This window comes from Brachybacterium muris, assembly GCF_016907455.1.
GTDB classification, from domain to species: domain Bacteria; phylum Actinomycetota; class Actinomycetes; order Actinomycetales; family Dermabacteraceae; genus Brachybacterium; species Brachybacterium muris.
In genome coordinates this window covers 2,664,089-2,681,517 of record NZ_JAFBCB010000001.1, presented here as the reverse complement: position 1 = coordinate 2,681,517, position 17,429 = coordinate 2,664,089, and the positions used below count along the sequence as shown (strand labels likewise).

General features: G+C 69.1%; 17 protein-coding genes and 1 tRNA gene. 11 read left to right on the top strand and 7 right to left on the bottom strand.

Annotated features, from left to right (window positions below; all coding sequences use genetic code 11):
* The first annotated feature begins 37 nt into the window (after positions 1-37).
* Complete coding sequence (locus JOD52_RS12525) at positions 38-328, top strand: DUF3017 domain-containing protein (protein ID WP_204410298.1); 291 nt, start codon at positions 38-40, stop codon at positions 326-328.
* A 195-nt stretch (positions 329-523) separates the two neighbouring features.
* On the opposite strand, the gene JOD52_RS12520 is transcribed toward JOD52_RS12525, so the two are convergent.
* Positions 524-1,132 carry a carbonic anhydrase gene (locus JOD52_RS12520; protein WP_017824494.1) on the bottom strand — a complete coding sequence of 203 codons (609 nt, stop codon included), beginning with the start codon at positions 1,130-1,132 and terminating at the stop codon, positions 524-526.
* A gap of 27 nt (positions 1,133-1,159) precedes the next feature.
* Between JOD52_RS12520 and JOD52_RS12515 the strand changes: the two genes are divergently transcribed.
* From JOD52_RS12515 to galK, 3 genes are all read left to right on the top strand, one after another.
* Positions 1,160-2,620: a threonine/serine exporter family protein gene (locus tag JOD52_RS12515; RefSeq protein ID WP_204410296.1), complete on the top strand. Its 1,461-nt coding sequence runs from the start codon at positions 1,160-1,162 to the stop codon at positions 2,618-2,620.
* The gene (locus JOD52_RS12510; RefSeq protein ID WP_017824496.1) at positions 2,617-3,684 is read left to right on the top strand and encodes a lactonase family protein; all 1,068 of its coding nucleotides are present in this window, start codon (positions 2,617-2,619) and stop codon (positions 3,682-3,684) included. Before JOD52_RS12515 ends, JOD52_RS12510 begins: the two co-directional genes overlap by 4 nt.
* 98 nt (positions 3,685-3,782) lie before the next feature.
* The gene (galK, locus tag JOD52_RS12505; protein WP_204410295.1) at positions 3,783-5,024 is read left to right on the top strand and encodes a galactokinase; all 1,242 of its coding nucleotides are present in this window, start codon (positions 3,783-3,785) and stop codon (positions 5,022-5,024) included.
* An 87-nt stretch (positions 5,025-5,111) separates the two neighbouring features.
* Here the strand turns inward: galK and JOD52_RS12500 are convergent, their stop codons facing one another.
* Positions 5,112-6,194 carry an adenosine deaminase gene (locus tag JOD52_RS12500; protein WP_204411692.1) on the bottom strand — a complete coding sequence of 361 codons (1,083 nt, stop codon included), beginning with the start codon at positions 6,192-6,194 and terminating at the stop codon, positions 5,112-5,114.
* Between the two features lie 14 nt (positions 6,195-6,208).
* The gene (locus tag JOD52_RS12495; protein WP_204410293.1) at positions 6,209-7,438 is read right to left on the bottom strand and encodes an aminotransferase class I/II-fold pyridoxal phosphate-dependent enzyme; all 1,230 of its coding nucleotides are present in this window, start codon (positions 7,436-7,438) and stop codon (positions 6,209-6,211) included.
* A 225-nt stretch (positions 7,439-7,663) separates the two neighbouring features.
* Between JOD52_RS12495 and JOD52_RS12490 the strand changes: the two genes are divergently transcribed.
* The 7 genes from JOD52_RS12490 (at position 7,664) to JOD52_RS12460 (ending at position 11,611) form a co-directional block, all read left to right on the top strand.
* Positions 7,664-7,736 (top strand) — tRNA-Trp (locus JOD52_RS12490).
* 63 nt (positions 7,737-7,799) lie between these two features.
* The gene (secE, locus tag JOD52_RS12485; protein ID WP_017824500.1) at positions 7,800-8,072 is read left to right on the top strand and encodes a preprotein translocase subunit SecE; all 273 of its coding nucleotides are present in this window, start codon (positions 7,800-7,802) and stop codon (positions 8,070-8,072) included.
* 77 nt (positions 8,073-8,149) lie between these two features.
* The gene (gene nusG / locus JOD52_RS12480; protein WP_204410290.1) at positions 8,150-9,076 is read left to right on the top strand and encodes a transcription termination/antitermination protein NusG; all 927 of its coding nucleotides are present in this window, start codon (positions 8,150-8,152) and stop codon (positions 9,074-9,076) included.
* A 162-nt stretch (positions 9,077-9,238) separates the two neighbouring features.
* Positions 9,239-9,670 carry a 50S ribosomal protein L11 gene (gene rplK, locus JOD52_RS12475; protein ID WP_017824502.1) on the top strand — a complete coding sequence of 144 codons (432 nt, stop codon included), beginning with the start codon at positions 9,239-9,241 and terminating at the stop codon, positions 9,668-9,670.
* Positions 9,671-9,674: 4 nt separating this feature from the next.
* Entirely contained in the window at positions 9,675-10,394 is a 720-nt protein-coding gene (gene rplA / locus JOD52_RS12470) for a 50S ribosomal protein L1 (protein WP_204410288.1), read from the top strand.
* 306 nt (positions 10,395-10,700) lie between these two features.
* Complete coding sequence (locus JOD52_RS12465) at positions 10,701-11,402, top strand: hypothetical protein (protein WP_204410286.1); 702 nt, start codon at positions 10,701-10,703, stop codon at positions 11,400-11,402.
* A gap of 17 nt (positions 11,403-11,419) precedes the next feature.
* On the top strand, positions 11,420-11,611 hold the full coding sequence (locus JOD52_RS12460; protein WP_204410285.1) for a hypothetical protein: 192 nt from the start codon (positions 11,420-11,422) through the stop codon (positions 11,609-11,611).
* A gap of 79 nt (positions 11,612-11,690) precedes the next feature.
* Here the strand turns inward: JOD52_RS12460 and JOD52_RS12455 are convergent, their stop codons facing one another.
* The 4 genes from JOD52_RS12455 to adhE all read right to left on the bottom strand — a co-directional run bounded on the left by JOD52_RS12455 (position 11,691) and on the right by adhE (position 17,055).
* Entirely contained in the window at positions 11,691-12,035 is a 345-nt protein-coding gene (locus tag JOD52_RS12455) for a hypothetical protein (protein ID WP_204410282.1), read from the bottom strand.
* A 4-nt stretch (positions 12,036-12,039) separates the two neighbouring features.
* The gene (locus JOD52_RS12450; protein WP_338124028.1) at positions 12,040-12,786 is read right to left on the bottom strand and encodes an ATP-binding protein; all 747 of its coding nucleotides are present in this window, start codon (positions 12,784-12,786) and stop codon (positions 12,040-12,042) included.
* Positions 12,783-14,345 carry an IS21 family transposase gene (gene istA / locus JOD52_RS12445; protein WP_204408388.1) on the bottom strand — a complete coding sequence of 521 codons (1,563 nt, stop codon included), beginning with the start codon at positions 14,343-14,345 and terminating at the stop codon, positions 12,783-12,785. Before istA ends, JOD52_RS12450 begins: the two co-directional genes overlap by 4 nt.
* 133 nt (positions 14,346-14,478) lie before the next feature.
* On the bottom strand, positions 14,479-17,055 hold the full coding sequence (adhE, locus tag JOD52_RS12440; RefSeq protein ID WP_204410280.1) for a bifunctional acetaldehyde-CoA/alcohol dehydrogenase: 2,577 nt from the start codon (positions 17,053-17,055) through the stop codon (positions 14,479-14,481).
* Positions 17,056-17,429 lie beyond the last annotated feature (374 nt).

Sequence of the window (17,429 nt, the reverse complement as noted above, 5' to 3'; positions counted from 1 at the left end):
CCGTCCAGCGTATCCCGCAGGCCCGTAGCATGGCCCCGTGACCACCGAACCGTCCCCGTTCACCCTGCGCGCGGCCTTCCGCCGTCAGGCGGTGCTCACGGTGGCCCTGGTGCTGCTGGTGGTGATCGTGGCGATCGGTGCCACCGGGGCGGTACCGCTGGCCGGGATACTGCTGGCCGGGCTGCTGGCCACCCTGGCCGTGCTGCGACTGGTGCTGCCCACCTGCAGGGTCGGGGCGCTCGCCGTGCGCTCCCGCGGCGTGGACGCCACGGTGATGCTGGTCATCGCCGCCGGTCTCGCGGTGCTGGCCACGTCCCCGAACCTCTGAGCCCCGGGGCCTGCCTCGCGGTGCTTCCCACCTCGCCGAACCTCTGAGCCGTGCCCGAGCCCAGTTCCCGAGCCCGAGTGGGGGCAGGGTTCGATATCGAGTCGTCGATCTTGGGGTGTATTCGCGCTCATAAGCCCCAAAATCCACGGTTCGCTGTTCGTGCCCCGTCCGATCAGCCCCCCGCGCGCGTGCGGATCAGCGGTCGACCAGGGTGATGCGCCCGTCGGCCAGGCCGTACACCCCGCCCGCCACGGCGAGCAGGTCCTCCTGGACGGCTTCGCGCACCAGGGTGGAGCCTGCCAGCAGCTCGGAGATCGTGCCGCGCACGTGCCGGGACACCGCATCCCGGGAGGGGTCCTCGGGATCGAGGTGCTCCCGCACCCCCTCCACCAGGGCAGGCATCGAGCCGGGCAGCTCATGGCCCCCTGCCAGGTACCGCTGGGCTGCCGCAACAGCGCCGCAGGACTCGTGTCCCAACACCAGGGCCACGGAGACCCCCAGTTGCGCCACCGCGAACTCCACCGAGGCCACCACCGAGCGGTCCAGCACGTGACCGGCAGTGCGCACCACGAACAGGTCACCGAAGCCCTGGTCCAGCAGGATCTCCACACTCACCCGGGAATCCGAGCAGGCCAGGACCACCGCGTGGGGGTGCTGGCCGCCGGTCAGGGCGCGGCGATGGGCATCGTCCTGGTGGGGCCGCTGGGGCCTGCCCGAGGCGAAGCGCGCATTGCCGTCCAGCAGCCACTGCAGGGCCTGTGACGGAGTCGGTCGGGAGCGGGGGTCCGGTGCGTTGGAGAACACGCGAGACAGTGTGACACGATCAGGATCGTGCCCACCGATACCGCGCGCCTGCACGCTGTGTTCGACCTCGCGATGAGGATCGGTGAAGGCCTGCTCTCCAACGGCGCCGCCGCCTCCGACGTCACCGCCACCGTGCTGCGGGTCACCAGCTCCTCGGGACTGCGCAACGTCTCCGTGCAGGTCACCTTCGACGAGGTGAGCATCTCCTACCTGCCCGATGAGCTCTCCGCTCCCTTCACCAGGGTGCGCTCTGCCGGCGCCCGGGTGCAGGACTTCTCCCGCCTCGCCGCCTTCGAGGAGATCACCCACCGGTACATCGTGGGCGACCTGGACCTCGATGAGGCGCGCCGCCAGGCCGAGGAGATCCCGCGCGGCAAGCCCGCGTACCACCTGGGCCTGGTCACTGCGGGGTTCGCGGTGATGGGCGGCGCCGCGGCCCTCAGCCTGGGTGCCAAGCCGCTGGTGATGATGGCCGCCACCATCGCCGCGGGGATCCTCACGCTGGCAGGGGAGTACCTGGCCCGGCGCCGGGTCCCGCAGTTCTACTCGCAGGTCCTCGGTGGACTGGTGGGCGTGATGACCGCCGTCGTGGTGGACATGATCGACCCCACCGTGAACTCCTCCATCGTGGTGGTGGCCTGCATCATCGTGCAGCTCGCAGGGCTGACATCCTTCGGTGCCATGCAGGACGCCGTCACCGGGTGGTACATCACCGCCTCCGCGCGCATCCTGGAGACCCTCATGCTCACCGTGGGGGTGGTGGCCGGTGTGCGGGGAGGGCTGTTGCTGGCCGACCGGATCGGGGCCGATATCTCGGTGACCGCCTCCCTCCCGGTCTCGCTGGCCTCGATACTGGTGCTGGTGGTCTCCGGCGCCGGGATGGGCCTGGGATACGGAGTGGGCACGCAGGTGCCGGCCCGCGTCCTGGCATGGACGGCCCTGGTGGCCGTGGGCTCCGCGGTCACCTCCCACGTGCTCTCCGGCCTGGTCCTGGACCGGGTGTACGCGGTCGCGATCACCGCTTTCCTGGTGGGCGCGGTGTCCGTGGTCCTCGGTGACCGGCTGCGGGCCCCGTCGCTCGCGATCGTGATGGCCGGGGTGATCCCGATGGTGCCCGGCAGTCGCATCTTCCGCGGACTGCTGGGGCTGGGCAGCGACGTCGCCGAGGGTGCGGTGGAGCTGTTCGGGGCGGCCGAGGTGGCCGTGGCCATCGCTGCGGGCGCGATCCTGGGCCAGTTGGTGCTCTCCCGCTTGATCGCGCGACTGCCTCGTGGCCAGATCACGTACACGCCCGTCATCTCCTCACCGTTCACCACGCAACGCAGGCGACGAAGGTCACTGGGTCTGCGGAGGTCGAGACGAAAGGGCCGTCCGGTCCCGCTGGAGCCGTCTACGATGACCGGTGAGATGACAGCGCTGTCGCCGAGCCTCCTCGAGGAACTCGAGAGCACCCCGGTGCGGCGCTCCGACCCTGAGGAGACCAGATGAGCACCCACGCGATCGTCGCCACCGGCGCGTACTCCCGCAGCGGCAGCGGCCGCGGCACCGGGGTGGAGCTGATGCGGCTGGTCACAGGGCAACCGGACGGCGCTCCCACTGTCGAGCACCTGACCTCCGTCGAACTGGAGAATCCGACCTTCCTGCTGTGGAGCCGAGACGGTTCCCTGCTGTACGCCGTACTGGAGACCTCTCCCAGCCGCCTGGTGGCCCTGCGCGTGGGCCAGGAGGGCACCTCGGCGGAGGTCGTCGCCGACCTCGCCCTCCAGGGCGAGGGTGCCTGCCACCTGGCATTCGGTCACCGAGCCAGCACCCTGGTGGTGGCCGACTACGGCTCCGGCACGGTGGAGACCGTGAAGCTCGATACCGATGGGATCCCCCAGGAACTCGTCGACTTCGACTCCCACGGCGACCGCGCCGACGGCCTGGACCCCCACCCCCATCAGGTGGTCCCGATGCCCGGCACCGAGCTGCTGGCGGTGCCGGACCTGGGTCTGGACCGCGTGTTCCTCTACGCGCAGGACAGCACCGGGCAGATCGATCTGGCCGGTGAGATCCCGCTGCGCCGGGGCAGCGGTCCGCGCCACCTCGCTGCTGATCACGAGTCCGAGCAGCTGCACATCTCCTGCGAGCGCAGCGGCATGATCGCCACCGCCGTGCGTCAGCAGAACGATGCCGACCCCGCCCTGCCGCGCATCGCTCGCGGTGCCGAGTACCGGTGGGCCGTGCGCTCCATGGAACCGGCGAGCCGGCACGAGGGGACCAACGAGCTGTCGCATCTCGAGCTCACCGCCGACGAGGGGCACCTGCTGGTCGCCAACCGCGGGCCCGACACCCTCTCCCTGCTGTCGCTGGTGTCGATGCGCCCCAGCATCGTCGACGAGATCGAGGTGGGCGCCCACCCGCGCCACTTCGCGCAGCGGGGGGACCTGGTGCTGGTGGCCGCCCAGGAGGCGGATCGCATCGACCTGCTCCGTGTGGACGGGGAGCGGCTCAGCGTGGCTGCAGCGCCGATCGAGGCGCCCTCGGTGGCCTGCATCGCGGTGCGTCCCTGAGCACGGGGCCGCGGGCCTTATAGACTCCCCACCGCCAAAGCGATGATCCCGGGGACGTCAGGTCCTGCCGGGACGGCGACCGTCACGGAAGGACCCTGATGACCACACCTGCCCCTGGCCAGAACACCCCTACGCATGCCACGGCGCTGCTGTCGGCCGCCCTTGACCGGGCTGAGGCCGCCCAGCGGGTGGAGGAGGCGTTCGCGGAGTCCTTCGGGTACAGCCCCGATGGGGTCTGGTCCGCACCCGGGCGTGTCAACATCATCGGTGAGCACGTGGACTACCAGGACGGCCTGTGCCTGCCGATGGCGATCTCCCACCGCTGCTTCGCCGCCGCGGCCCGCACCCCCACCGACCGGGTGCGCCTGCGCTCCCTGCAGAGCGACGTCGAGCTGGACATCGACGCGAAGGACCTCACCCCCGGCGCTGTCGACGGCTGGCCCGCCTACGTCGCCGGGGTGCTGTGGGCGCTGCGCTCGTTCATCTCCGGCTCCACCACCCAGGGCATGGACGTGCTGATCGACGGGCACGTGCCGCTGGGTTCGGGTCTGTCCAGCTCCGCGGCCCTGGAGTGCGCCACCGCCGAGGCGATCGAATCCCTGCTGAGCCTGGGCACCACCCCGCTGCAGCGGGTGAAGGCCGCGATCACCGCGGAGACCGAGTTCGCGGGCGCGTCCACCGGGGGACTGGACCAGTCCGCCTCGGTGCTGTCCCGCGCCGGCCACGCGCTGTTCCTGGACTGCCGCGACTTCTCCACCCGCCCGGTGCCGTGGGACCTGGCCTCCCAGGGGCTCGCACTGCTGATCACCGACACCCGCGCCGAGCACTCCCACGTGGACGGCGAGTACGTGGCCCGCCGCTCCGACAGTGAGCGCGCGGCCGAGCTGATCGGCGTGCCCACTCTGCGCGACGTCCCCTTCGAGCAGCTCGAGGAGGCCCTGGGCCGCATCGATGATGAGACGGTGCGCCGTCGCGCCCGGCACGTTGTCACTGAGATCCGCCGCGTGGAGGAGTTCGACCGCCTGCTGGCGAGCGGCACCGTGCGCGAGCACCTCGACGAGCTGGGTGCCCTGCTGAACGCCTCGCACGATTCACTGCGGGATGACTACGAGGTCACCGTGCCTGCACTGGACGTGGCGGTGGACGCTGCGCGTGCGGCCGGTGCCCATGGCGCCCGCATGACCGGCGGCGGCTTCGGCGGCTCCACCATCGCCCTGGTGGAGGCGGACCAGGCCGAGGCCGTGGCATCTGCCATCGCCCGCGCCTTCGAGGAGAAGGACCTGGGCGAGCCGGTGTTCTTCCTGGCGCTGCCCAGCGAGGGCGCGGGCCAGGACCGCTGACCAGACAGGATCGCTGGCCAGCCAGGACTGCTGACCGGCCTGATCTGCCGGGCGGGGCACATTCGGCCCGGCTCGGCAGGCTCCCCGTCAGCCGGCCGGTTCCGGTGGGGTGCGCAGCCATCCCTGCACCCCGTCCAGCAGGCGCGTGCGCACCTCCTCGGGGGCGCTGGAGAGGCGGATCGAGGACGCCGCCAGGTGGGCCAGCTCCTCGTCGGTGAAGCCGATCGCGCGGGCCGTCTCGTACTGGTCCAGCAGCCGGGAGTTGAACAGCAGCGGGTCGTCCGCGCTGAGCGCGATCAGGGCGCCTGACTCCACCAGGGTGCGCAGGGGCACATCAGTGGCCTCTTGGAACACACCGAGAGAGGCGTTCGAGGCGGGGCACACCTCCAGTCCGATGCCCTGCTCGACGATCTGCTCGAGCAGCCATGGGTCCTGGGCGGCGCGCACGCCGTGGCCCAGACGGTCCGGGGCCAGCGAGTCCACCACCTCGCGCACGTGGTCGGGGCCCAGCAGCTCCCCGCCGTGAGGGACGGACAGCAGCCCCGCGTCCTTGGCGATGCGGAAGGCGGCGGCGAAGTCCCGGGTGTCGCCGCGCCGTTCGTCGTTGGACAGGCCGAAGCCCACCACCCGGCCCGAGGCACGGTCCGCATGGCGCGCGGCGAGGCGGGCCAGGGTGCGCGCATCCAGCGGGTGCCGGGTGCGGGAGGCGGCGATGATGATGCCGATGCTCACTCCGGTCTCGTTCTCGGTGGCCTCGGCCTCGTCCAGCACGATCTCGATCGCCGGGGTGAGACCTCCCACGTGCGGCGCGTAGCTGGTGGGGTCCACCTGCAGCTCGAGGCGGCCGGAGCCCTCGGCGGCATCGTCCTCCGCGGCCTCCCGGATCAGTCGCCGCATCGCCTGCTCGGAGTCCACCACGGCGCGGGCGGCGTCGTACTGCCGCTGGAAGCGGAACCAGCCGCGATGGGTGGGCTCCACCTGCAGGGCCACGTCGTCGGTGAGGGAGCGCGGAAGGCGGATCCGGCGCTCGGCCGCCAGCTCCCACAGGGTCTGCGGTCGCATCGACCCCGTGAAGTGCAGGTGCAGATGGGCCTTGGGCAGCGCCGCGAGGTCCCGGCCTGTGCCGCCGCTGCCCGCTGCGTCCTCGGGCGCGCCCAGGTGCCTGCGCATGTCCGCGGTGCCGGTCACGAGTCGAGCAGGGCGATCACCCGGTCGATGCCCTCCACCAGGTTGTCGTCGTTCAGGGCGTAGGAGAACCGCAGGTGGCCGGGGGCACCGAAGGCCTCGCCGGGCACCGCAGCCACCTCGGCCTCCTGCAGGATCACCGCTGCGAGCTCCGCCGAGGTGGTCACGCGGGTGCCGCGGATCTCGCGTCCCAGCGCCCCGGCGACGTCCGGGAACGCGTAGAACGCCCCGGTGGGTGTGGGCACCGTGAAGCCGGGCACCTGGGAGAGCTTGTCCACCATCAGGCGGCGCCTGCGGTCGAACGCTTCGCGCATCTCCCGGATCGGCTCCATCGGCCCGGTGAGGGCAGCGATCGCTGCGCGCTGGGCCACGTTGTTGACGTTGGAGGTGAGGTGGGACTGCAGGTTCGTGGCCGCGGCGATGACGTCCTTCGGACCGATCATCCATCCCACCCGCCACCCGGTCATGGCGTAGGTCTTGGCCACCCCACCCAGTACCAGCGTGGTCTCCGCCAGCTCCGGCACCTCCCCGAGCACGGAGGTGAACGGCACGTCGTCGTAGGTGAGGTGCTGGTAGATCTCGTCGCTGATCACCCACAGGTCGTGCTCGAGCGCCCACTGCCCGATCTCGCGCAGCTGGTCCGCGCTCATCACCGCACCGGTGGGGTTGGAAGGCGAGCACAGCAGGATGGCGCGCGTGGCCCCGGTGCGGGCGGCCTCCAGCTGGGCCAGGGTGGGCAGGTAGCCCTGGTCCGCACCGGCCAGGACCGGCACCTCGCGGCCCCCGGCCAGGCGGATCGCCTCGGGGTAGGTGGTCCAGTACGGGGCCGGCAGCAGCACCTCGTCGCCCGGGTCCAGCAGGGTCGCGAACGCCTGGTACACGGCCTGTTTGCCGCCGTTGGTGATCAGCACCTGGGACGGCTCCACCGTGATGCCGTCCATCGCGGTGGCGCTGTCGGCCACTGCCTGGCGCAGCGCCGGGAGGCCCGCGGTGGGGGAGTAGCGGTGGTTCGCGGGATCACTCACGGCCTCGCGTGCCGCGTCCACGATGTGCGCGGGGGTGGGGAAGTCCGGCTCCCCGGCACCGAACCCGATCACGGGCCGACCGGCGGCCTTGAGGGCCTTCGCGGTGGCGTCTACGGCCAGGGTGGCGGAGGGGGCGATGGATCCGATGCGCTGCGAGATCCTGGCGCGTGCAGGGGCGGGGGTGCGATCGTCGTCGGTGGTCACGCCCCCATCGTGGCAGAGGCGGGGCCCTTTCGTCAGGAGGCCCGGCCCACTGCGTCCGGATGCGTCCTGGGGGACCGCCCCCCGGGTTCCGGTGGGCCGGCCCGTGTGATCTGCCCCGGGCTGATTCGCACCGGATGGCCGGGACTTGTATGCTGATCGCTGGCCCGGACGGCCGCGGCATTGCCGCGGCGCTGCTCGGACCGCGCGGGAGGCTCCCTCCCGCGAAGGGTAGTGGCGCAATTGGTAGCGCAGCGGTCTCCAAAACCGCAGGTTGCAGGTTCGAGCCCTGTCTACCCTGCCCGTCCGCCCGGGTCCGCCCGGGAGGATGCGGATGACCACGACGAGATCGGACAGTCCAGACGTGAACTCCAGCCAGCACGCACCGTCGACGCCCGCGAGCGGCGACGGTCGGGGGACCGGGTCCAGCAACCCGTTCCTGGCGATCGGTCTGTTCGTCCGTCAGGTCATCGCAGAGCTCAGGAAGGTCGTCGTCCCGACCCGCAAGGAGCTGATCGTCTACTCGATCACGGTCCTGGCGTTCGTCGTCGTGATGATCCTCTTCATCTTCGGTCTCGACTTCGTCTCCAGCTGGCTGTCCCGGATCGCGTTCGTGGTCCCGGACGCAGGGCTCTGAGTTCGCGTCGAGACCCCACCGGGTCCGCGACCAGGCCCGATCCGATCCACAGCCGCCAGGAAGGCAGGTTCACGATGGTGAGCGACCCGAACGCACCGCGCGAGGACTCCTACGACGACATCGACGACACCCTGTCGTTCTCGTCCTCCCCGCAGGCGGGCAGCGCCCCCGCCGACGATGACGCACCGGCCGATGCCGAGCAGGCAGACGTCGACGAGCAGACCGTGGACGAGACCCTGGACACCTTCGACGCCGTCGACCCCGATGGCGAGGGGCTCGGCGTGAGCGCCGACGCCGAGGACGCTCTGGAGGCCGGCGAGGTCGCCGACCCCGAGGCGCAGGCCGACGCCGCCGCCGACGAGGACACCCCCGCAGCGGACACCGAGTCCGAGGAGCCCGAGGAGGAGGACCCGCTGGCGGTCCTCAAGCGCGAGCTGCGCTCCTCCCTCGGCGAGTGGTACGTCGTCCACTCCTACTCCGGCCACGAGAACCGTGTGAAGACCCAGCTCACCACCCGTATCGAGACCCAGGACATGGAGGAGTACATCTTCCAGGTCGAGGTCCCGATGGAGGACGCCACCGAGGTCAAGGCCGGCCAGAAGAAGGTCGTGCGCCGGGTGCGCGTGCCCGGCTACGTGCTGGTGCGCATGGACCTGACCGATGAGTCCTGGCGAGTGGTGCGCGACACCCCCGGTGTGACCGGCTTCGTGGGCAACGCCACCGATCCCACCCCGCTGACCTTCGACGAGATCTTCTCGCTGCTGGCCCCCTCCGTGGGCCTGCCGGAGAAGAAGCGCAGCGCCTCGGCCGCCAAGGCCGCCGCGCAGAAGATGCCGGCCTTCGAGGTGGGCGAGTCCGTCACCGTTATGGACGGTCCCTTCGAGACCATGCCGGCCACCATCTCCGAGATCCACACCGAGAGCCAGAAGCTCCAGGTGCTGGTCTCCATCTTCGGCCGGGAGACCCCGGTCGAGCTCGGTTTCGATCAGGTCGCCAAGATCTGATCGACGGGCGTCGACGAAGATCACTCCCGATCCCCCTCGACGCCCGCGCGATGCTCCCGTAGCGTCGCACCCGGCCCCCGTCGCGCCTCGCGGGACAGGGGCCGTTTGTGGGAGGAGCGCTTGATGAGCTCCGCCCGGACCACGACACAGTAAGGAAGAGCAATGGCTCCCAAGAAGAAGATCGCGAGCATCATCAAGCTCCAGATCCAGGCCGGCCAGGCCACCCCTGCGCCGCCCGTGGGTCCCGCGCTCGGCGCTGCCGGCGTGAACATGATGGAGTTCGTCAAGGCCTACAACGATCGCACTGCCGACATGCGCGGCAACATTGTGCCGGTCGAGATCACGGTGTACGAGGACCGCTCGTTCACTTTCATCACCAAGACCCCCCCGGCCGCCGAGCTGATCAAGAAGGCCGCGGGCCTGCAGAAGGGCTCCGCGACGCCGCACACCGACAAGGTCGGCAAGATCACCCAGGCACAGGTCCGCGAGATCGCGGAGACCAAGATGCCTGATCTGAACGCGAACGACATCGAGGCCGCGGCGAAGATCGTCGCCGGCACCGCTCGTTCCATGGGCATCACGGTGGAGGACTGACGACATGGCATTCCGCAGCAAGGCATACAAGGACGCCGCCGCCAAGATCGAGGACGGCCGCCTCTACTCGCCGCTGGACGCCCTGCGTCTGGCCCAGAAGACCAGCCCGTCGAAGTTCGACGCCTCGGTCGAGGTCGCGATGCGTCTGGGCGTGGACCCGCGCAAGGCCGACCAGATGGTGCGCGGCACCGTCAACCTGCCCCACGGCACCGGTAAGACGGCCCGCGTGATCGTGTTCGCCACCGGCCCCCAGGCCGACGCCGCCCGTGAGGCCGGCGCCGACGAGGTGGGCGACGACGAGCTGATCGAGAAGGTCGCCGGCGGCTGGACCGACTTCGACGCGGCCGTGGCCACGCCGAACCTGATGGGCAAGGTCGGTCGTCTGGGCCGCGTGCTGGGCCCCCGTGGCCTGATGCCGAACCCCAAGACCGGCACCGTCACCATGGACACCGCCAAGGCCGTGTCCGACATCAAGGGCGGCAAGATCGAGTTCCGCACCGACCGTGCGGCGAACCTGCACTACATGATCGGCAAGGCCTCCTTCACCGATCAGCAGCTGGTGGAGAACTATGTCGCAGCGCTCGACGAGATCCTGCGTCTGAAGCCGTCCTCCTCCAAGGGCCGCTACATCACCAAGATCACCGTGTCCACCACCATGGGCCCGGGCATCCCGGTCGACGTGAACCGTACGCGCAACCTCACCGAGGACACCGACGAGGCCTGATCGAATCACTGCGAGGGCCTGACCGACCGCTCTCCACGTCGCTGAAAGGGCGTTTCCGTACCACGATCGCGAGATCCCGGTACGGAAACGCCCTTTCTCGTCCAAAGGATCGTTCTCATATCCCCGGGGACCGGTGGGCTGATGTCCAGGGACCCCTGACGTCCAGGGATCACTGACGTCGAAGGACCAGGGTCCCATCGATCCTGGGTGATTCGATTATTCTGACCCCCACTGCCCCCGCCCGTCGGGACGTCCCGGTCACCGGTGACGAGTCCCGGCGGCCCGACCTGCGAGGTTTCCCCGCCGATGCGTGATGCCGACGAGTCGACCCCCGAGGTCCCCCCGACTCGGGACACCGGTCCCGATCCCCGCCCCGATAGCGATGCCGATGCTGGTCCCACGGGTGCTCCCGGATCACCGGCTGACCGTTCGAGCAGCCATGCGCACAGCGCCGAGGAGACATCGACGTTCCGCCATGTGCCGGTACTGCGCGCATGGCTGCCCTTCGGCATCGTGGCCCTGCTGATCCCCCTGATCGCCGGCCTCACCTTCTCCGCATACATCCTCACCGAGGGTCGGACCAGCCAGAACTTCCACCACATCTTCTACCTGTTCGACGTGGGCCGTGAGTACAACATCACCACCTGGTACTCCTCGATGCTGTGGGCGCTGCTGGGAGTGCTCGCCCTCGTCATCGGCTCCCAGGCCCGTCGTTTCCGGATCTCCTGGGCCCTTCTCGGGGTGGTGGGGCTGGCCGCCTCGATCGACGAGTACCAGGAGCTGCATGAGCGCCTGGACGCCTTCGGCATCCCGCTGCTGCCGTCGTTGCCCTTCGCGGTGCCCTTCCCCTGGCTGGTGATCGGCGTGCCCCTGGCCGTGGTGGTGGGGCTGCTGCTGCTCCCGCTGGTGCTATCCCTGCCCCGCCGCACCATGCTGGGATCCTGGCTGCCGGCGCGATCTTCCTCAGCGGCGCGGTGGGGGTCGAGACCGCCAGCGGATTCCTGCTGATAGGCAATGACTGGTTGGTGGACTGGCGGTTCGTCCTGGTCACCCTGGTGGAGGAGACCCTCGAGATGCTCGGTGTCTCCCTGGCCGTGGGCTCGCTGCTGAGCCTGTTCGAACGGGACCGCACCACTCGCGCGTGGCGCGTCGTCCGCCTGCACCCGCGGGACAGGAAGCCGCGAGGAGCGGGCACCGGGACACCGGCTGCCGCCTGATCCCGCGCACTGCCCGCGTGCAGCGGACGGCCCCGCACCGGGATCCGGTGCGGGGCCGTCTCGTCGGGGAAGCGGCAGCTCAGGCCTTGCCCTTCTCCCGCTCCTGCTCCGGGTCCACCGAGTCGACGAACTCTGCGGTGTCCTCGGCGGCCTCGTCGCTCTCATCGGCAGCGGGGGCCTTCTCGCCGATCGCCACCGCCGAGGCGGTCGTGGAGGGCTCCTTGACCTCGCCGCCGGTGCGCTTGGTGTAGCCCACCTCGCCCTCGAAGGCGTCCTGGATGATCTCCTTCAGCTCGATCACCAGGGGCTCCTTGGTGAGTATTCGTAGTCGTGGGAGCCACCGAATCTTGCTCTTGGGGACCGCCGATCGTGCCGACGGGGGCCAGTAGCCGCCGCGGTGGGGACCACTGGCTCCCGCCGGCATCGGGTCACTGGGGCAGTGCGGTGTGTTCTCGCATGTTCCTGTCGCCGGTGTCGATCCAGATTGTGTTGTGCACGATGCGGTCCATGATCGCATCGGCGTGGACTGCTCCACCGAGCCGGGCGTGCCAGTCCTTCTTCGGGTACTGGGTGCAGAACACGGTCGAGCCGGTGTCATAGCGGCGCTCGAGCAGTTCCAGCAGCATCGAACGCATTCCCTCGTCAGGATGGTCCAGCAGCCACTCGTCGATCACCAGCAGCGAGAACGTGGAGTACTTCCGCAGGAACTTCGTCTGGCCCTGCGGCTTGTCCTTTGCCAGGGCCCAGGCCTCTTCGAGGTCGGGCATTCGGATGTAGTGGGCTCGGAGCCGGTGCTGGCAGGCCTGCTTCGCCAGCGCGCAGCCGAGGTAGGACTTCCCTGAGCCGGTGAAGCCCTGGAAGACCACGTTCTGTTGCCGCTGGATGAAGGAGCAGGTTGCCAGTTGCGCGATCACGTTCCGGTTCAGTCCCCGTTCCTCGACCAGATCCAGCCGCCGCAGGTCCGCTCCGGGATAACGCAGCCCCGCCCGGCGGATCAGACCCTCGACCTTTCCATGATTGAAGATGGAATGCGCCTCGTCCACGATCAGCTGGAGCCGTTCCTGGAACGACATCCCCAGCACGTGAGCCTCATCCTGGGCATCGATCGCGTCCAGCAGCGCGGTCGCGCCCATCTCGCGCAGCTTCCGCTTCGTGTCGTTATCGATCACGCTCACCGGACACCTCCGGCGTAGTAGTCGGCGCCACGGACGTATCCGCCGTCTTCCGCGGGTTCCTCGCGGGGTGGACGCAGGGCGGCGACCTTGTCCTGCCCGGTGGCCAAGATCGGGTGCAGATGCGCATAGCGCGGTGAACGGACCCGTCCCGTCAGCGCGAGTGCGCAGGCCGCCTCGACCCGATCTACGGAGAAGCGGCGAGAGAGCCGTAGCACCGCCAACGCGGGATCCAGGCCCTGTTCCACGATCGGCACGGACTCGAAGATCCGCTGGATCACGATCACCGTGGCCGGCCCGACCCGATCTGCCCACGCCCGCACCCTCTGCGCGTCCCAGGCCTGGAAACGCTCGCCCGCAGGTAGGTCCGCGTCGTTGGTGCGGTACTCATTGCTCGCGGTCTCCGGGAGCAGCAGGTGACTGGTCAGTCGCTGGCTGCCCTGATAGATCTCCAGCGTCCGGGCCGTGATGCGCAGATCGACCTTCGCGCCGATGTGCGCGAACGGCGCGGAGTAGAAGTTCCGCGCGAACGTGACGTGCCCGTTCCTGCCCACTCGTCGTCCGTAGTGCCATGTCGAGATCTCGTAGGGCACCGCCGGCAGCGGCGTCAGCAGCGGCCGCTCCTCCGCGTCGAACACGCTGGCGCGGGATCCGGGCCGCTTCTGGAACGGCTCCGCGTTATAGGCCTCCATCCGCTGCCCGATGGCGGCTGCAAGTTCGGGCAGGGACGTGAATCGCTGATCCCGCAGCCCGGCGATGACCCAGGTCGCGACGTGCGCGACGGTGTTCTCCACGCTCGCCTTGTCTTTCGGTTTCCGCACCCTCCCCGGGAGCACCGCCGCCGAGTAATGCGCTGCCATCTCGCGATACGCATCGTTCAGGACGATCTCGCCCTCGCGGGGGTGCTTCACCACACCGGTCTTGAGGTTGTCCGGAACGATCCTCGGGACCGTCCCGCCCAGCGCCTCGAACATCGCTACGTGCGCTCGCAGCCAGGACTCCTGGCGCATATCCAGCGCCGGGAAGCAGAACGCGTAACGAGAAAAAGGCAGGCAGGCAACGAACAAGAACACCTTCGAGACCTCGCCGGTGACCGGATCGGCCAGCTCCATCGTGGGGCCGGACCAGTCGACCTCCACGCTCTGGCCGGCCTTGTGACCGACTCTCGAAGCGGCACCGGTGACCATGACGTGGTGCTGGTAGGTGCGGCAAAACCGGTCATACCCCATCGCCGGATCCCCAGCCGCCGTGGTCGCGTCGAAGTACTCGCCGTGCAACAGCTTCAGCGTCACGCCGACCCTGGCCATCTCTCGATGGACCTGTTCCCAGTCCGGCTGTGCGAACACGCTCTCGTGCTCGCCCCGGCCCGGGAACAACCGGGCATACACCTGCTCATCGGCGACGTCCGCGATATCGCCCCACCCGATCCCTGCAGCGTCAGCGGCCTCGAACACCGCCCTCACGGACTTGCGGGACATGCCCTGCGAGGACGAAATCGCTCGCCCCGACAGACCTTCTGCGCGCAGCTGGAGCACCAGCTTCGCCCTGATCTTCCGTACCATTCCAGATTGCTCCTTCCGCCGCGTGCCCTATACACACGGCGGAAGGAGCGTAGACAGAGCGGCCCCAACGACACCACTGGTGGTCCCGAACGACGCCACCGCTACGGCAGCGACGTGGCACCCGAACCCTCGATCAGCGGACCCCAGCGAGGCGAATATTCACCTTGGGGTTGGCCGGGGTGCACTGGTCCTCGAAGGCCCGGTAAGCGAGCTCGTCGATCACCTGGTCCAGGTGCTCCTGGGTGGCGCCGTTGGCCTTCAGGCTGAGCTCGATGCCCAGGTCCTCGGCCAGCTTGCTCACCTCGTCGATCAGCGACTGCACGCCCTCCTCCGTGGTGGTGGCCGGGAAGCCCATGAACCGCGCGAAGTCGGCCAGGTCCTTGTCGGCCCGGTAGTTCTCGTACTTCGGGAAGATCGCGTGCTTGTAGGGCTTGGTGGCGTTGTACCGGATCACGTGAGGCAGGAAGATCGCGTTGGTGCGGCCGTGGGCGATTCCGAACTCCGCACCGCACTTGTGGGATAGGGAGTGGACGATGCCCAGGAACGCGTTGGCGAAGGCCATGCCGGCCATCGCCGAGGCATTGTGCATCTTCTCCTTGGCGTCCATGTCGTTCTCCAGCACGGCTGCCCGCAGGTTCTCGAAGATCAGCTGCGCCGCCCTGATCGAGAGGCCCCGGGTGTAGTCGCTCGCCATCACCGACACGTACGACTCGATCGCGTGGGTGAGGGCGTCCAGGCCGGAGTCGGCCGCGGTGCGCCGCGGCACGGTGTCCACGAACTGGGCGTCCACGATCGCCACGCTCGGGGTGAGCGCGTAGTCGGCCAGCGGGTACTTCACGTGTGTCTCCGCATCGGTGATCACCGCGAAGGGGGTGCACTCCGAGCCGGTGCCCGAGGTGGTGGGGATCGCGACGAACTCCGCCTTCTGCCCCAGCTTGGGGAAGCGGTAGGTGCGCTTGCGGATGTCCATGAACTTCTGCTTCATGCCGAAGTAGCTGGCCTCGGGGTGCTCGTAGAACAGCCACATACCCTTCGCGGCGTCCATCGCGGAGCCACCGCCGAGGGCGATGATGCAGTCCGGCTCGAAGTCCCGCATCCACTGGGCGCCCTTGAACACGGTGGTGGAGGTGGGGTTGGGCTCCACGTCCGAGAAGATCGTCCAGGCGACCTCCTCACGGCGCTGCTTGAGGTGGTCGATCAGCACGTCCACGTAGCCGAACTGGACCATGCCCGGGTCGGTCACGATGAACACCCGCTTGATCTCGGGCATCTTCTGCAGGTACTGCACGGAGTACCGCTCGAAGTAGGTCTTCGGGGGCACCTTGAACCACTGCATGTTGTTCCGCCGTTCCGCGATCCGCTTGACGTTGATGAGGTCCACCGCGCTGACGTTGCGGGAGACCGAGTTGTGGCCGTAGGAGCCGCAGCCCAGGGTGAGCGAGGGCAGCAGGCCGTTGTACACGTCGCCGATGCCGCCCAGGGCGCTGGGGGCGTTGACGATGATGCGGCAGGCCTTCATCCGCAGCCCGTACTCGCGCTCGATGGCGTTGTCGGAGGTGTGGATGACCGCGGTGTGGCCGAGGCCGCCGAACTCCAGCATCTTCTGGGCCAGGTCGAAGCCCTCCTTCTTCCCGGGCACCGTGAGCATGGCCAGCACCGGGCAGAGCTTCTCGCGGGAGAGCGGGTGGTCCTCGCCCACGCCGTCGATGGGGGCGATCAGCAGCTTGGTGCCCTTGGCCACCTCGATGCCGGCTCCACTGGCGATGTCCTCGGCGCTCTGGCCCACCACCGAGGCGGCGATGCCGCCCTTCTCGGTGACCATGAAGTCCTCGAGCTTCTTGCGCTCGGCCTCGGTGACCACGTGGGCCCCGTAGGCCTGGAACTCCTCGAGGATCTGCTCGGCGATCTCCTCGTCCACGATGATCGCCTGCTCCGAGGCGCAGATCATGCCGTTGTCGAAGGTCTTGGAGATCAGCAGGTCGTTGACGGCCCGGGAGATCTTGGCGCTCTTCTCGATGTAGACGGGCACGTTGCCGGGGCCCACACCGAGCGCAGGCTTGCCGGTGGAGTAGGCGGCCTTGACCATGCCGGATCCACCGGTGGCCAGGGTGAGCGCCACCTTGGGGTGGTTCAGCAGGGCGTCGGTGGCCTCCAGGGAGGGCTGCTCGATCCACTGGATGCAGTGCTCGGGGGCGCCGGCTGCGACAGCCGCATCGCGCATCACCGTGGCCGCAGCGGCGGAGCACTGCTGGGCGCTGGGGTGGAAGGCGAACACGATCGGGTTGCGGGTCATGATCGAGATCAGGCACTTGAACATGACCGTCGAGGTGGGGTTGGTGACGGGGGTGACGCCCGCGACCACGCCGACGGGCTCGGCGATCTCGATGATGCCCTTCTGCTTGTCCTCGGCGATGATCCCGACGGTGCGGTTGTACTTGATGGAGTTCCAGATGTACTCGGTGGCGAAGATGTTCTTGACGCACTTGTCCTCGAAGAGGCCGCGGCCGGTCTCCTCGACGGCCAGCTTCGCCAGCGGCATGTGCTGGTCCACGCCGGCCAGGGCCATGGCGTGCACGATGTCGGTGATCTCCTTCTGCTCGAAGGAGTCGAAGGCGGCCAGTGCCTCGGAGGCGCGGTCGGCGAGGGTGTCGATGGCGGACGCGGTGGAGGTGCTCTTGGCGGTGGTCGCGCTGTCGGCTTTGCCGGTCATGATCTCGGTTCTGTCCTTGCCTTGTTGTCGGCTGCTCCGTCCCGCGAGCGGGGGAGCCGACGGTCCGTGGTGGCCCGTCACCGATCACGCTAGGGGACGCCGTCCCGGAACTCCAGCATCCTTTCGTCAGCTGCACAGGATCCAAGGAAAGTGCTGGTCAGAACCGATATCGCCGGTTGACGGGCGGGAGGTGGGGAAGTGGCCCGGGCGTGTTGCCGGTCCGCGGCGAGGGGTCGCCCGCCCCGGCGCACTCCCTGCCCGCGACGTGCCCTTCGTCCCGCTCCGACCAGGCTGTTCGGTGGTCCAATGGACACTGGCGGGAGAAGGGCCCTTTTCGTCGGAGTGATGCCTCCGTGAGGTATGCCGATGCTGCC

Coding starts and splice junctions, on each gene's coding strand:
- rplA (WP_204410288.1), top strand. CDS start 9,675: ATGGCATTCCGCAGCAAGGCATACAAGGACGCCGCCGCCAAGATCGAG.
- JOD52_RS12510 (WP_017824496.1), top strand. CDS start 2,617: ATGAGCACCCACGCGATCGTCGCCACCGGCGCGTACTCCCGCAGCGGC.
- istA (WP_204408388.1), bottom strand. CDS start 14,345: ATGGTACGGAAGATCAGGGCGAAGCTGGTGCTCCAGCTGCGCGCAGAA.
- galK (WP_204410295.1), top strand. CDS start 3,783: ATGACCACACCTGCCCCTGGCCAGAACACCCCTACGCATGCCACGGCG.
- adhE (WP_204410280.1), bottom strand. CDS start 17,055: ATGACCGGCAAAGCCGACAGCGCGACCACCGCCAAGAGCACCTCCACC.
- JOD52_RS12500 (WP_204411692.1), bottom strand. CDS start 6,194: ATGCGCAGGCACCTGGGCGCGCCCGAGGACGCAGCGGGCAGCGGCGGC.
- rplK (WP_017824502.1), top strand. CDS start 9,239: ATGGCTCCCAAGAAGAAGATCGCGAGCATCATCAAGCTCCAGATCCAG.
- JOD52_RS12455 (WP_204410282.1), bottom strand. CDS start 12,035: ATGCCGGCGGGAGCCAGTGGTCCCCACCGCGGCGGCTACTGGCCCCCG.
- JOD52_RS12465 (WP_204410286.1), top strand. CDS start 10,701: ATGCGTGATGCCGACGAGTCGACCCCCGAGGTCCCCCCGACTCGGGAC.